A 15,422-nucleotide genomic window follows, 5' to 3' on the forward strand; every position below is an offset into this window, starting at 1 on the left:
GGATTTATTATGGCAGATGACTATTTAGGTAAAAAGATGGAAGAGTTTATGAATACACCGTCTCACTCTTCAAAACACAGGTCTTTATCCTTGAACAAATTGCTGTCAAAAAACCGCAGTCACAGAGGATACGACAGTTCTTTCATTGTAAGAGAAGATCAATTGAAAAAAATTATATCCGTCAATACCATTATACCGTCGGCACGCAATCAACAAGTGTTACGATTCAGACCGGTATTGTCCGATGAAGCATATAAGGTATTGCCATACATCAAGTTAGGCGGTGCTTTGCCGGAATTGAATCTTCCATATCAAGGAACAGAACCCAATGCATTCATCATTATCTGTTCCACTGTAGCGGAATCCCATTTTGTAGATATTGACCTCGGCATCTCGGCACAAAGTATGTTGCTTCAGGCTACGGAAATAGGTTTGAACGGCATTTGTATAGGCGCTTTTAACAAATTGAAAATAAAAGAAGAGTTTAAACTTGAATATGAACCCGTTATGATTCTGGCAATAGGTAAAGGAATTGAAGATATAGAACTCGTTGACATTCATGAAAATGAAAGTCATAATTATTACAGGGAGAATGGAAAACATTATGTTCCTAAGGTCATTTTAGATGAATTGATAATAAAAAGATAATTTTATCATTGAGATTCAATATTTTAAGTTATATTATCAAAACTAATATAACAATGATGAAGCCTATTTATAAAAAAGCCGACATCTCGGAAATAGACAGTATCTGCGAACTGATTAAAAATGCCATACGTCAGATGGAATCGCAAGGAATCTATCAATGGGATGAAGATTATCCTAATTTAGATATTCTGTCACAAGATATTACAAATGAAGAACTGACAACAGTCAATATTGAAAATGAAATAGCCGCCATTTATGTAACCAACACAGAATATGACGAAGAATACGACAAGGTAAAATGGCACTTTCCTGATGCTAAATTTATGATAGTACACAGATTATGTGTCAGTCCAAAATTTCAAAACAAAGGATTGGCACGTATCATAGTGGAACATATAGAAAAAGAAGCAAAACAGAAAGGCTTTCAAAGCATAAGACTTGACACTTTCTCAGGTAATCCGTATTCATTAAGACTTTATAAATCATTAGGTTATACAGAAACAGGTCATTTTTTCTGGAGAAAAGGCTGTCTCATCACCATGGAAAAACTGTTGTAAAACACATCCTATCTACAACATCAACTCAATAGTAATTAATCTCTGTCCTTGTATTTCTTTTTTGCCAATTCCACTATTCTTTCAACAAAATCCTTTTTGTGCTCAGTATATAAATCCCTGTCAGGTTTATATTTTTCATACAAATACAACTTCAAATTTTCATATTCCTTTGCTTTTTCTGAATTATCATTGAGATAATCTCTAAAATACAATTCATCACAGTCTCCATATTTTTTTATATGAATATGAAAAACATTATCATCATAACCATTTATAGTATATCCCTTGTTAAACGAGATCTTAAAATCATTTAAATCTTCGTTCATAAGGAAATATCCATTTTTCAACAATATATCTTTAATTTTATCAATACTTTTCTTATTCTCTATTTCTATCAAAATATCAACTATTGGTTTTGTTTTTATATTTTTAATTGCCGTACTCCCGATATGACTGATTCTTTTTACATTCTCTTGTAACAAAGATTTCAATATCTTCTCTTCTTCAAAATACTGTCTTTCAAAACTTTTATCATAATCCACAAAAATTATTGGAAACAGTTCCCACAATTCTTTTAAAGACAATTCAGTGATATTCATACAAAAACAATTATTATCCAATATAAAACAACCTAACATTTAGCGGTATCTATTCCAAATAAAAACATTGAAAGGATTTAAATTCCATTTATGTCAAAAGGAAATTATAATAATCACTTTCCCAAAAGCATTATTACAGTTTCCGAATCTCTATTCTACGATTCAGTGCTCTGTGATGTTCTGTATCATTAGGCAATAGTGGAGAAGAAGAACCTTCACCTGTTATCTCTAATCGTTGTGGTGCTATACCTTTTTTTATCAAGGCATCACGTACTGCTGCGGCGCGACGCTCCGACAATGACATATTATATTCCTCTTCTCCGATATTGTCGGTATGACCGATAACAAGTATTCTCATCTGAGGGTCTGATGACAAGAAACGGACTATAGCGTCTATCCCGGCCATAGAGGAAGTATCCAGCACGGCGCTGTCGAACTCGAAATATATATTCTGCAATATGGCATTATCCCCTCTTGACAGAGCAGTTTTATATAAATTCTCTATTGTTGTATCTATGTCCACCGGTTCCGGGCGCAATACATCATCGAGTTCGAAAGCATAAATGTCATATCCACCGTATCCTTCTTCTCGTCGAGAAGAAATAAATGCCTGTCGTGCATCGGCAGCCACCACCATATTAATCTCGTCCCCTGCTGTATTCAACGGATATCCCATGTTATGTGCCATGCCCCATTCTCCGAGACTGTCTCTTCTGCTCATAAAAATATCATACCCTCCCATTCCGACATGTCCGTCAGACGAGAAAAACAATGTATTACCGTCACTATGCAGAAACGGTGCCATTTCATTGCCATCGGTGTTGATGTTATTATTCAGTTTTTTCGGTGTACTCCATTTGTCATCATCCTGCAAAAAAGTGACATAAATGTCAGATTTACCATTAACAGCACTACGCCTTACAAAATACAACTCTTTCCCGTCGTTACTCAAACAAGGTTGTGATTCCCAACCACTTGTATTCACAGTTGCCACATTGACAGGCAAGCTCCATGCATCATCATTCCACTCTGACATATAAATATCACAACTGCCACGACCATCATGCCAACCACAACCTGAGAAATAAATGACATTTCTATCTTCATTCATGCTGACACCTCCCATGTCGCCATTAGAAGCATAACAGGACAAAAAAGGCTCCGCCGGCAACCACACACCATCAACACAGCGAGATATATACAACGACTCCGCAACGACAGAGTCATTAACATGTCTGGTAAACAAAATATTGGAAGCATCAGATGTAAGATGATTAACATATTCGTCAGCAGCGGTATTCACAAATCCGCCTATATTGACAGGTTCAAAATCGACAGGACAAGAAACAGCCTCTTTCCTGAAAGCCGCTGTCTCCAAGAGACTTTCAGCTGTCTTGCGAGAACTCTCACTCTGACTGTCCAACGAAAGGAACCATTTTGATAACATTATCGTTTTTTCATAGAGCTCTTTTTTCAGATACAGACGGCACAATGACAGAGAAGCCCTCGGAAAAGCAAGAGAATCAAACGACAACAGACGCTCATAACAAGAAACGGCGACACTGTCATTGTTTAGAGCAACAGACAGCTCAGCTTTCAAAAGAATGGCATCGAGGAAAGTATCATCAAAAGACAAGGCTTTATTGACAGCAGACAAGGCAAGATCAAGACGTCCGTTATCATAATATTCCAACGCCGTCGCGAAAGAACGGACAGCCTTTTTAGATTCAGTATGAAAAGATTGTGCAAATGCCGATAATGGCAACAACAGCAACAATATCAAGGAATACACATATATTTGTGAGCCTGAAGACTGATGCGCCATTTCGGATTTTGCATGACATATTCTGTTAGCCATGGCATTATGTTTTGCGAAACGCTCCACTCAGGTTGAAGGAACAGCCTGCAATTCTGCGAAACTACTCTCGCATTATCCTCAGCCCAAGTCAGGTCGTCTTCATTTTCTATTATGACTTTCAACTCATTAGCTTTCATGAGCACCTCATCCAAAGGAGGCATGTTACGTTTTGGAGAGAGACATATCCAGTCCCATGTGCCGGTAAGACTATGGGAGCCTGAAGTCTCTATCATAGTCTTAACACCGCAACGGTGAAGCTCATCAGTAAGATAATCAAGAGGATACAACAATGGTTCTCCACCTGTCACGACCACTGTTTTAGCAGGATACTTCAAAGCGTTATTCACTATGGTATCAGCAGGTGTAGGAGGATACAAATCCGCATTCCACGACAATTTGGAGTCGCACCATCTGCAACCGACGTCGCAGCCGCCTATACGTATGAAATATGCTGCACATCCCATATTATATCCTTCACCCTGAAGGGTATAAAACTCCTCCATTAGAGGAAGTAATCTTCCATTGTCAAAACCGTCCATCATAACATAAACCTTGCCGGTATCACTAATAACAATGAAAACACCGGCAATATTGCGAAAAAAATCATCTTTTACGTTTTGCAGCCTGCAAGGTATTATACAGCAGCGACACTATTGTCATGGGACCTACTCCACCCGGTACCGGGGTTATCTTGGATGCAACTTTATATACCTCATCGTAATCGACATCACCCTGTATGACATAACCCTTCTCTGCAGACTCGTCAGCAATACGATGAATACCCACGTCAATGACGACAGCGCCTTCCTTCACCATATCAGCCTTGAGGAACAAAGGTTTACCAATAGCCACAATAATGATATCAGCCCGGCGTGTTATTTCGGCAAGATTTTTGGTCTTGCTATGGCACAATGTCACTGTAGCGTCTCCACCTTTACCTTTGCGGGAGAGCATGACACTCACCGGAGTACCGACAATATTGGAACGACCAAGCACGACCACATGTTTTCCTTCTGTCTCTACTCCACTGCGTTTCAACAATTCAACTATTCCGAAAGGAGTAGCCGGCAGGAAGCATGGCAGTCCGAGTTGCATAAGTCCTATATTATATGGTGTAAAGCCATCGACATCTTTTGATGGCATGATAGCCTGTGTCACCTTTGTCTCATCAATATGTTTAGGAAGAGGCAACTGCACTATATAACCATCTATTTCGTCATCTTTGTTTAGAAAATCCAATAAATCCATGAGTTCTTTCTCTGAGGTCTTTTCCGGGAGACGATACACAGAAGATGTCATACCAACGGAATGACAAGCCTTCTCCTTAGAGGACACGTAAGTCTGACTTGCACCATCTTCACCTACAATAACAGCAGCGAGATGAGGTGCTTCAATACCCTTGTCCAACATGGCAGCAACTTCTGCCGCTATTTCTTTTTTCATGGCATCGGCAATAGCCTTGCCATCTATTATCTTGTTATCAGCATTCATAATCCATTATTTTCTTTTTTTCATCTGAGACATAAGTTGCATCATCTTCTTGGAGCCGCCTGTCGTCATCATACGCATCATCTTGGATGTCTCATCAAACTGTTTTATCAGACGATTGACTTCAACAATATCCGTACCACTACCTTTTGCTATTCTGAGACGGCGGCTGCCGTTAAGTATTTTCGGGTTTTCACGTTCGGCAGGTGTCATGGACCCTATAATAGCCTCAATACTTTTGAATGCATTATCATCAATCTCTTCATCCTTGATTTTATTCATTCCCGGTATCATGGCAGCAAGGTCTTTGATACTGCCCATACGTTTTATCTGTTGTATCTGTTTAAGAAAATCGTTGAAATTAAACTCATTCTTTGCAAGTTTCTTTTTGAGTTTGATAGCCTCTTCAGCATCGAACTGTTCCTGAGCACGTTCCACGAGAGATACTATATCGCCCATGCCGAGGATACGGTCTGCCATACGTTTGGGATAGAATACGTCGAGAGCATCCATTTTCTCACCTAGACCTACGAATTTGATAGGTTTCTTTACAACGGAACGTATGGTAAGGGCAGCACCGCCACGAGTGTCGCCATCAAGTTTGGTAAGTACAACACCGTCATAATTGAGTCTGTCATGGAAAGCTTTGGCAGTATTGACAGCATCCTGGCCTGTCATGGAATCGACGACGAAGAGAGTCTCCTGCGGGTTGACAGTATTCTTGATATTAGCTATCTCGTTCATCATCTGTTCATCTACAGCAAGACGTCCGGCAGTATCTATGATGACAACGCTCTTATTATGATTCCTCGCATAATCTATAGCATTCTGAGCTATTCTCACCGGGTCTTTGCTGTCAGGTTCAGTATAGACCTCCACATCGACCTGTTCGCCCAACACTTTAAGTTGGTCTATGGCAGCAGGACGATAGACGTCGCCGGCGACAAGAAGCACTGTTTTAGATTTTTTCTGTTTGAGATAATTGGCAAGTTTAGCCGAAAATGTCGTCTTACCGGAACCTTGAAGACCGGCAATGAGAATGACAGCCGGATTACCCTTCAAATTAATCTCTACATGGTCACCTCCCATCAACTCTGCCAACTCGTCATGCACTATCTTCACCATCAACTGACTCGGCGACACTGCTGTCAGTATCTTCTGTCCCAACGCTTTCTCCTTGATAGTATCTGTCAAGTCTTTGGCGATTTTATAACTCACATCGGCATCCAACAGTGCCTTACGCACCTCTTTCAAGGTTTCCGCCACATTAATTTCGGTAATATATCCCTGTCCTTTCAATACTTTGAACGAACGTTCAAGTTTCTCGCTTAATCCTTCAAACATAATAATTATTTTGCTGCAAATATACTTATTTTTCTTTTATCCTTACAATTTTTCAATAACTATTAAACAGGTTAAAATGATGCTGCATATAAGCCTTGCCATCAGAAATAATGCTATCGCTTATAGAATCGGCAATGGTATTTTTAATATAGCCATAATTGTTAAGATATACGAATTCTCCTTCCGGAGTCTTCCATCCCACTCCGCCGGACAACTCAAAGAAAGCAAACGGTTTATAACATACGTTGAACACATCCTTACTCCAGTAAAACTCGTCATGAGGAAGACCAAGTTGTGCAAGCAATGTAGCCGGTATATCAGTATTCCCGACTATCTTGTCGTAAGTCTTGCCCTTTAATGAGTCTATAAGAGGTTCACCATATAAAAGCATGGGCACTTTATGATGCTCAAAAGACTCCAGCCTGTTGTTTTTATAGGTAGAATGACTGTGGTCTGCGACAAAAATAAACAAAGTACTGTCGTACCATTCCTGTTTTTTAGCTTCATCAAGAAACATTTTCAGTGCTATATCAGTATAACGTGCTGAGTTGACATAAGGTTTCTCTATCTGCGGCCATGTCAACTCCTCAAAAATATTGGGATAATCGTAAGGAGAATGAGTACTTACCGTAAAAACTGTACTGAAAAAAGGTCTCGGATGTTTGGAAAGTTCATGAACATACCAAGGCAACATGTCGGTATCGTGAATTCCGAGTTTTCCTCTCTTGAAATTCTCGTGAATATCCTTCGCCTCGACGATTTTATCAAATTTATTGTATCGCAGATAGGACAGAATATTTCCATAATACAACTCGCCGCCAAAATAAAAACTGGAATAATATCCTATCGAATCGAGAGGTTTTATCAAAGAAGGCAAGGCATGATATTTTTCGGGATGGTTTGTTATCGTTGTCACCGGAAGACCAGGAAGACCTCCATAAATAGATGCTATTGCCTGTTGCGACCTGTTGGCACTTGCATAAAAGTTGGTAAACAACAATCCTTCCGCTTCCATCTCTCTGAAATTAGGCGTTATGGAAGGGTCTCCGCCCAATGATTCTATCAAATCGGCAGACCAACTCTCCAATAGTATTATAACAATATTGGGATTTTTGTATTTCAATATGGAAACGGTGGAATCACACTCTACTGCATTAAGTGCATCTGTTCGTTTTTTTGCCATGGCAGCATTCATATAGTCGAAGTGCGCATTATCATCCATCTTTTTGGTATTCAGTATATTCTCCACAATATTGTATGCCGGATTCACTGTCATCTCGTTTACCATCTTATACGAACAGAAATATCCCTTACTTGTGGAAATAGGTATAGCACCTAGTCCGCCTCTCATACCGATGAACATCATTCCCAACACAACTATGAATGTCACCGGATAAGCTATCAAAGAACGAGGACGCTTGTCAGAAACATTTTTATGAGGTTCAATCCAACGTACATACCACCACGAGAACAGAAGAGTAAAACACGCCCATAAAGATACAAGCCATACTATTTGCTGCGTTTTGGCGGTATTGACAACCTCAGCCGGATGCTTGAGATATACCAATGCCTTGTGCGACAACTTGGTACGCCATTCTCCGTATATCCCTATCTCGCCCATAACTATTAATATATATACGGCGATGACAAGATAGAAATAATAACGTAAAAATCTGAAAGACATATCTTTATTGATAGTGATACCTATCATCATGACGACAGCCGGCAAGAAAAGGAGGTAACACGATGTCGCAATATCCAATGGCAACGCCCTCCAAAAACTTTCAAGAATCTTTACATACGGAATAGATTCTATTTTTACCAAATGCCAATAGTTCGCAAGAAACACCACTCTCATGAAAGCAAAGAGAAGAAGCAAGAATATCAGCATCTTAAAAAGTGTATAAACAACTTTTTTCATCACTAGAAATTTTTGCAAATATAAACTATTTTCAGACCTTGACAATAACAGCATAATTTTTGTATCTTTGCAATAAATTGTAAAAACGAGATGTGCCATGGCCAATCTCGAAAAAGTTTTTACAATGCTTCAATTTTTACTGTTTTCAAAATAAACATCATTGTAATGATTAAAGACAATTTGTTGAAAATAAAAGAATCCATCCCCGAAGCAGTGACACTTGTAGCTGTTTCCAAGACGAAACCGGCAAGTGACATTCAGGAGGCTTACAATGCCGGACAACGTCATTTCGGTGAAAACAAGGCTTTGGAGATGCGTGACAAACACGAACAACTGCCTGCTGATATTATATGGCATTTCATAGGGCATCTTCAGACTAACAAAATAAAATATATAGCACCATTTGTCTCTTTGATACACTCTGTTGACAGCCTCTATCTTCTTCAATGTATAGATAAAGAAGCCCAAAAAAATGACAGAGTGATAGATTGTCTCCTTCAGTTTCACATTGCCATGGAAGAAACTAAGTTCGGCTTGGACATTGCAGAAGCACGACAACTTCTTGATTCAGCAGAATACCACTTTCTGAAGAATATCAAAATTTGTGGTGTAATGGGTATGGCGACACTGACAGATGACACACAAACCATAAGAAACGAATTTCATCATCTGAAAAATATTTTCGACAGCCTTAAAAAAGATTATTTCCCGGACAGCATGTCTTTCAAAGAAATATCCATGGGAATGTCTCATGACTACAACATTGCAATCGAAGAAGGCGCCACTTTAATACGAGTCGGGAGCAGTATCTTCGGAGAAAGAAATTATTCAAAATGATGATATAATAATGAACACCTATGGAACCGTTACAATGGTGATTATTTAATTACTGTCAATTAACGTAATGTAATATATAAAAACGAAATATTTTATTTTAAGAAACGAAAGCTTCGTTTTTCTTTGCGTTCACTTCATTGTGTAACGAAATTAAAAACATGATAAACAATAATGTCTTCTCTAATCGAAAACAGCATTGACTATTTTGGATGATAATATCAAGAAAATCAAAACGATTATTTATTTTTCGTTTTAAGAAAAACAAAATAAATTAATAAAATCTATAATTGAAGTACTCTTAACAAATAATATTTCGCTTCAATTTCACCTTTCAATATCTTTTTACAACCACATTTTTTCTTTTATTTTTTCTACGTTTAGCAGATATATAAGCTATTATCAAAGATATGACGAAGCAATATACAAGCCACAAAAGTGCTGTCTTAATATATGATATATGGTCCAACCGTTGTTTAATTATATCAGGACTATCATGACGTGTAACAGGGTTGAGATACAGAGCTGTACCATCTACGAAATACAACACTGTACGCACGTATTGGTCTTCCGGTCTGATGTTGTATGATGCCTCATCAACATAATCGACTTCTTTGAGAATCTTGCCGCCTTGTCCTATAAATTGCACTTTAGCAAGCATTTTGGAAGCACCGACGGTAAATATGGTGTCAACAAGTTCTGCTTTTGTGAGATAAGGAAGATCTTTCTCCAATCTGTCCCTTTTGTCAGGTAATGATTCCTGCCAAATCTTTTTGAAATCCACCCCCACTGCATTGCCGGAAACAAGAGCCTCAAGAAGATCATCGGCATTATTTTCCTTAGCATTTATCATCGTAAAACGACATGCCACATCCCTCGAGCTAAGCGAGTTGTGTGAATCATCATCTGCAATGAGATAAACAAGATGTCCGTTACTCAACGCCATATCCCAATGTTCAGGAGAGAGACAGTAACCGTTCAAAACTTCCATCAACTTGTAATTACTCAGATATTTCATATCTTTCACCTTGTAGCTGCCTTCCACAAAACTCGGATGTGCAAGCACCACAAAACGGTTTTGTTGTGATAATCTGTTGATCATGTGTTGTTTCATACTAAGGTTCTGAAAAAAGAAATAATCTATATAACGCACCTTCTCAGCTCCGAGACACAACTGATGGATTTTAAAAACATTGTAACCATGTTCGTATGCAGGAATAAAACCCGGTCTGAACTTCACATAGTCATTGATTTTCATATAATCGGATATGCCAATATGATCAAAACCGAACGCATTATACACGCTGTCTAGCACTTCATTGGGAGTATTACGTCCATCTGTAACACCGCCATATTGATCCGTGTGAGCATGAAAATTACACTGTTTCCAATATTCCGGATCCATGTCTTGATAAGGATTATGCAGATAATCACCCGAGAAAGGCTTAGGTTCACCATAATCATATATAGGGACAAAAACATTCATGACTATCAGCACTATCAATACACAAAGTACAGCATAGAGTACAGTTTTAAACAAAAATATTAAAAATCTCGAAAAAGGACCTCTTTTCTTATCATTTATTCCCATAATAATATATTTGTCGCAAAAATACTACAAATAAACGAAAAAAGCTTAAAGAACATGGAAAAATATAGATAACAGATTGAATTTTAATAAAACATAAAGCCCACTAATATCATATCATCATACTCAAACAAATAATAACAAAAGCAGTTGTCTTCAAAATTCATTTACTTATATTCATAAGCCTCATTAAAATTATGAATAACGATAAACGATATTGTCAGATTCTAAAAGGCTCTTATCATTAAAAAATCCCATGTATATTAAGTATAAAATTTCAGGTTTTCAACCTTCAATTCTCATGGTTTGCATCTGTTTCTTCGTTGTTCCGAATTTCTTTCCATAAAGAGTCCAATGTATGTTAGCTGCCAAACAGAACATTTTTTTTGATAGTGGCATAGTAGCATTAAAAGTATTATAATGCTTGTCTGCGACAGACACTGCCAAATTACTAATGGCCCGAACTGCCACATATTTAAAAGGTGTTTTCAATATTGCCTCTCCGCTGCCCAACATAAGAACAGACCCCATTTCATAATTGTTGCGGTGACAAAACAGATTTATCATCTGAAGTGCCACTTTATTCTGTTCCGGTTCTAAAAAACCGCAATTTATCAAAACGGACACTGTTGGTTTATTTACCGGAGGATTATTTTCCAATGTTTTAAGAAAATTAAGGAAAACGACCGGTAAGGAATCTGCATATAAAGGAAAAACAAACAACACATCTGAAAAACCACTCATCTCGGCACATAACACAGTATGGTTTGTTTTCGTAATATTATGATAAACCGTTTCAATTTTACAAAACCGAGCAAAAATCTCGGCATATTGTTTTGAGTTCGAAATCGGCGCCCTCGGACTGCCGTTCAATATCATGATTTTTCCCATTTGTCAAATATTTGTTTTACTGTTTCATTCACCAAAGTTTCGGTAACAAAAATAATATCATAACTTTCAAAGCTCATATTATATGCATTACGTGCCACAAGACGGCGAAAAATGTCGCATTCCTCCTCATCAACTGCATCATAAGCAACAATAACAGCCCTTTTAGGTATCACATCACGCTGAACATGATGCGTTTCATTACAATGGATTCGTATGAAAGCCTGCTGTACCGGAATAGCTCGCTCCAACATGGTCTTCATCACAGTATCATATCCACCGTATCTTATTCGGCTGACATATAGTACACTATCACTTTCAGCAATACAAGGATAAATCATAGTGGCATCATCTCGTATTACACATCTCCCGGGAGTCTTGACCCAGCATCCAAAACATCCTACACAATTTGATATCTTCAGATTTGAAAGATCAAAATATTTAAATCCTTCTTCTAATTGTGAGGATATATTAAGAGGTTTGTCACTCAATATCAGTTTCATAACTATCTTAATTATATTAAAAAAACAATATGTATAGCATGAATGTTTAATAAAACATCAAATTATTTGCACAATAAACAAGTATAATTCATAATATAATATGTTAAATATATATTATTAAAGCAATTAACATTTTTATTTATAACACAAAAACATAATGAAAACATTTATGTACAAGGTCATTTATTCTTCTAATTCAAAGTAACGAAAACCATTCTTCATGGCACTTTCATGTGTATTAATAAAATAAACACAATTTGTTGTATTGCACAACTCATCTGTTGCATTAAAGATATTCACTTCTATTTCCACCATATTACGACGTTGCATTACTAAATGTGCACGTAATGTGATATGGTCGTCAGATATGTAAATAGGCTTACGATAACGAGCCTCCAATTTGGCTGTCACTCCTGTTGTCTGCAATTTACGAAATATTACCCAAGAAGATATCTCATCAGCAAGAGCTGCCTGAATTCCGCCATGCAGAACCCCTATCCAACCTTGACTGTCGAAAGTAGGCCTCCAAATAGACACAATATCATCGCCATCCTCATAAAACTCCATTTTCAGTCCATGAGGATTATCCGGACTGCAACCGAAACAATTATAACCGGGTTGATTCACCCATGAGTTGTGGATCTTTTTCATTTGACAATGTTTTATAAGGCAAAAATACAATTTTATGATTTTTGAACTTATTTATAAACAAAAAAATCTCAATGACAGGATTGTCATTGAGATTATACCAAAAAATCAAAATTTGACCAACATATCAATCTTGAAGGTTAAACAACTGTTTTACAGTCTCATAGTTGCTAAAATCTGTATCTTGATAATCCATATAAACAGTAGCATCGATAAGAACTATTTTAAAAGTCAGATTAGAGCCATAAAGATAACATGGATTCTCATGTTGTTGCAAATCTGAATTAGTCCAGAATACAGATAATCCATAGTCATAATACGAAGTCTCCATCGTAGATGAATAGAGTGAAGAAGGATACAATGTCAACGGCAGTTGATGCCATGCCAATACAGACGGATTTGGATTCTCAAAATACACGAGAACCGCTCCATAATCAACCATATCCACATCTATTTCATTCCATGAGAGGTCCAAAACCCAACAAGAACCATTTGCATCATAAACCCAGTCGTTAGAACCCACCTCAACTGTTGAAGAGACGACATTGGCATTTCCTTCCGGACCGGCAGGACCAACAGGACCGGCAGGACCTACCACACACGAGGTCAATGCCAAAATCATTAGAAAAATACCTAAAAACATTTTAAAAGTCTTCATAATTCAATCTTTTTAACAATTTTACAAAAAAATATACAAATATCATGCCGTCAGACATATTCAATACGACAAAAACAGTACGAATTATCTCTGCAAAGATATATATTCTAAAAAAACAACAATCATTTTGTTGAATAAAAAAAGAAATAAACTCGAAATGCAAAACATTAGATAAAAACCAATATTTTTGCAACATGAAAAACAGCAGATATCTTGTGCATATTGGCAGTGTGGTTGCCATGATGATATGGGGCATGTCATATATATGGTCAACGCAGGTTTTCAAGTATTTAAATCCCTCGACGACGATATTCTTCCGATTGATAATATCAGTAATATTCATGACTGTGATATTATTATTGACAAAAAGACTTGAAAAAATAAAAAAGGAAGATCTGCCTTTATTTTTTTTAGCAGCATTTTTAGAACCGTTTTTGTATTTCATTTTTGAAAGCTACGGTCTGCTGTATGCCTCTCCTATCATCAGTTCTACTTTTATAGCCACCATACCTCTGTTCACCCCTATTGCAGCAAGATTCTTCCTTAAAGAGCATCTCTCCACACTGAACATCATGGGTTTTGTTTGCTCATTCATTGGTGTAGTCGTCATGTTGATAAACAAGAATTTACAATTGACATCATCACCTGTCGGCATAATTTTTCTTTTATTAGCTGTAATAGTCGCAGTGGCATACTCTATTTCTTTACGAAAACTGTCGTTGCTATATAATCCTTTGACAGTAACGCTGACACAAAACATCATTGGGTGTATATATTTTATCCCCATGTTTTTCATCATGGAAAAAAACACTCCTTCAGACTTCACCGGAATAGGAACATACATAATTCCTCTACTATGCCTCGGGATGTTTTGCAGTTCCGTAGCCTATTGTCTTTGGACTTTTGCCTACAGAAAATTGGGTGCATCAAAAGCCAACGTATATTCCAATCTCATCCCTGTCTTCACCGCGATATTCAGCTATTTCATATTAAAAGAGAGTGTCACCACTGCCAAAATAACAGGCATATTGTTAGTGTTTACAGGATTGATATTGTCACAATCAAAAATAAAACGTCATGATAACGAGTAAAACAAATCCCCAAGTAAAGAATCTTGTTAAATTGCGTAACGCCAAAGAACGAAAGGAACAGAACAAGATTATAATAGAAGGATACCGGGAGATAAGTCGTGCCGTAACATGCGGTTTTCAAATCGACACCTTATATATATGTCCTGAAATAGCAGATAAAGGAAAAGACATACCATCGAAGAATGTGGAAGAAGTAAGTCTTGATGTCTTCGACAAGATAGCGTATCGTGAAGGAAGCGACGGGTTATTAGCATTAGCTGTACCAAAATATGCCGAACTCAACAGTTTCAAACCAGGGAAAGACCCACTTATAATAGTGTTGGAAACAGTAGAAAAGCCCGGCAACCTGGGTGCTGTAATGCGTACTGCCGATGCTGCCGGTGTAGATGCGGTCATCATTGCAGACCCTCGAACTGATATATTCAACCCAAATGCCATAAGGGCAAGCATAGGATGTATCTTCAGCGTACCATTATTTGCATGTACTTCAGAAAAATGTATCCAATGGCTCAGACAGAACAACATCAGAATATACTGTACATACCTAAAGGCTTCAATAGATTACTTGGAAGCTGATTTCAGAAAAGGTTCTGCCATTGTAATGGGGACAGAAGCTACAGGAATATCGGATATCTGGGTCCAAGAAGCTGACCAGAACATAATAATACCTATGAATGGCATTGCCGATTCTCTCAACGTATCTGTGACAACGGCAATAGTAACTTTTGAGGCTGTAAGACAACGAAGAACCCGATAAATGAGCCTTAAATACATCAGATTTACATCTTATGAAATCA

The 15,422-nt window shown here is 37.5% G+C and carries 16 protein-coding genes; 5 read left to right on the forward strand and 11 right to left on the reverse strand.

What is annotated here, in order from left to right:
* Nucleotides 1–9 precede the first annotated feature (9 nt).
* Nucleotides 10–648: a nitroreductase family protein gene (locus tag ACZOVS_RS05410; protein ID WP_483996213.1), complete on the forward strand. Its 639-nt coding sequence runs from the start codon at nt 10–12 to the stop codon at nt 646–648.
* Nucleotides 649–701: 53 nt separating this feature from the next.
* On the forward strand, nt 702–1,205 hold the full coding sequence (locus tag ACZOVS_RS05415; RefSeq protein WP_483996214.1) for a GNAT family N-acetyltransferase: 504 nt from the start codon (nt 702–704) through the stop codon (nt 1,203–1,205).
* Nucleotides 1,206–1,240: 35 nt separating this feature from the next.
* On the opposite strand, the gene ACZOVS_RS05420 is transcribed toward ACZOVS_RS05415, so the two are convergent.
* The 6 genes from ACZOVS_RS05420 to ACZOVS_RS05445 all read right to left on the reverse strand — a co-directional run bounded on the left by ACZOVS_RS05420 (nt 1,241) and on the right by ACZOVS_RS05445 (nt 8,415).
* Nucleotides 1,241–1,789, reverse strand: coding sequence for a GrpB family protein (locus ACZOVS_RS05420; RefSeq protein ID WP_483996215.1), 549 nt, complete (start codon nt 1,787–1,789; stop codon nt 1,241–1,243).
* Nucleotides 1,790–1,937: 148 nt separating this feature from the next.
* On the reverse strand, nt 1,938–3,662 hold the full coding sequence (locus tag ACZOVS_RS05425) for an OmpA family protein (protein WP_483996216.1): 1,725 nt from the start codon (nt 3,660–3,662) through the stop codon (nt 1,938–1,940).
* Nucleotides 3,584–4,204, reverse strand: a complete 621-nt coding sequence (locus ACZOVS_RS05430) for a 7-carboxy-7-deazaguanine synthase QueE (RefSeq protein WP_483996217.1) — start codon at nt 4,202–4,204, stop codon at nt 3,584–3,586. The genes ACZOVS_RS05425 and ACZOVS_RS05430 overlap by 79 nt, the downstream gene beginning before the upstream one ends.
* 61 nt (nt 4,205–4,265) lie before the next feature.
* A complete protein-coding gene (locus ACZOVS_RS05435) occupies nt 4,266–5,153 on the reverse strand; it encodes a bifunctional 5,10-methylenetetrahydrofolate dehydrogenase/5,10-methenyltetrahydrofolate cyclohydrolase (RefSeq protein ID WP_483996218.1) in 888 nt (295 codons plus the stop codon).
* Nucleotides 5,154–5,159: 6 nt separating this feature from the next.
* Nucleotides 5,160–6,494 carry a signal recognition particle protein gene (ffh, locus tag ACZOVS_RS05440; RefSeq protein WP_483996219.1) on the reverse strand — a complete coding sequence of 445 codons (1,335 nt, stop codon included), beginning with the start codon at nt 6,492–6,494 and terminating at the stop codon, nt 5,160–5,162.
* 52 nt (nt 6,495–6,546) lie between these two features.
* Nucleotides 6,547–8,415, reverse strand: a complete 1,869-nt coding sequence (locus tag ACZOVS_RS05445) for an LTA synthase family protein (RefSeq protein WP_483996220.1) — start codon at nt 8,413–8,415, stop codon at nt 6,547–6,549.
* A gap of 165 nt (nt 8,416–8,580) precedes the next feature.
* On the opposite strand from ACZOVS_RS05445, the gene ACZOVS_RS05450 reads away from it, so the two are divergent.
* On the forward strand, nt 8,581–9,252 hold the full coding sequence (locus ACZOVS_RS05450) for a YggS family pyridoxal phosphate-dependent enzyme (protein ID WP_483996221.1): 672 nt from the start codon (nt 8,581–8,583) through the stop codon (nt 9,250–9,252).
* A gap of 331 nt (nt 9,253–9,583) precedes the next feature.
* On the opposite strand, the gene ACZOVS_RS05455 is transcribed toward ACZOVS_RS05450, so the two are convergent.
* From ACZOVS_RS05455 to ACZOVS_RS05475, 5 genes are all read right to left on the reverse strand, one after another.
* Complete coding sequence (locus ACZOVS_RS05455) at nt 9,584–10,840, reverse strand: CehA/McbA family metallohydrolase domain-containing protein (RefSeq protein WP_483996222.1); 1,257 nt, start codon at nt 10,838–10,840, stop codon at nt 9,584–9,586.
* A gap of 282 nt (nt 10,841–11,122) precedes the next feature.
* The gene (locus ACZOVS_RS05460) at nt 11,123–11,728 is read right to left on the reverse strand and encodes a hypothetical protein (RefSeq protein WP_483996223.1); all 606 of its coding nucleotides are present in this window, start codon (nt 11,726–11,728) and stop codon (nt 11,123–11,125) included.
* Nucleotides 11,713–12,228 (reverse strand): flavodoxin family protein, encoded by a 516-nt coding sequence (locus tag ACZOVS_RS05465; protein ID WP_483996224.1) that lies wholly within the window; start codon nt 12,226–12,228, stop codon nt 11,713–11,715. Before ACZOVS_RS05465 ends, ACZOVS_RS05460 begins: the two co-directional genes overlap by 16 nt.
* A gap of 183 nt (nt 12,229–12,411) precedes the next feature.
* Complete coding sequence (locus ACZOVS_RS05470) at nt 12,412–12,879, reverse strand: PaaI family thioesterase (protein WP_483996225.1); 468 nt, start codon at nt 12,877–12,879, stop codon at nt 12,412–12,414.
* Between the two features lie 124 nt (nt 12,880–13,003).
* Nucleotides 13,004–13,534, reverse strand: a complete 531-nt coding sequence (locus ACZOVS_RS05475) for a hypothetical protein (RefSeq protein WP_483996226.1) — start codon at nt 13,532–13,534, stop codon at nt 13,004–13,006.
* A 194-nt stretch (nt 13,535–13,728) separates the two neighbouring features.
* On the opposite strand from ACZOVS_RS05475, the gene ACZOVS_RS05480 reads away from it, so the two are divergent.
* Both ACZOVS_RS05480 and ACZOVS_RS05485 read left to right on the forward strand, forming a co-directional pair.
* Complete coding sequence (locus ACZOVS_RS05480; protein WP_483996227.1) at nt 13,729–14,625, forward strand: DMT family transporter; 897 nt, start codon at nt 13,729–13,731, stop codon at nt 14,623–14,625.
* Nucleotides 14,612–15,382 (forward strand): TrmH family RNA methyltransferase, encoded by a 771-nt coding sequence (locus ACZOVS_RS05485; RefSeq protein ID WP_483996228.1) that lies wholly within the window; start codon nt 14,612–14,614, stop codon nt 15,380–15,382. The genes ACZOVS_RS05480 and ACZOVS_RS05485 overlap by 14 nt, the downstream gene beginning before the upstream one ends.
* Nucleotides 15,383–15,422 lie beyond the last annotated feature (40 nt).

This window comes from Candidatus Limimorpha avicola, from assembly GCF_056978975.1.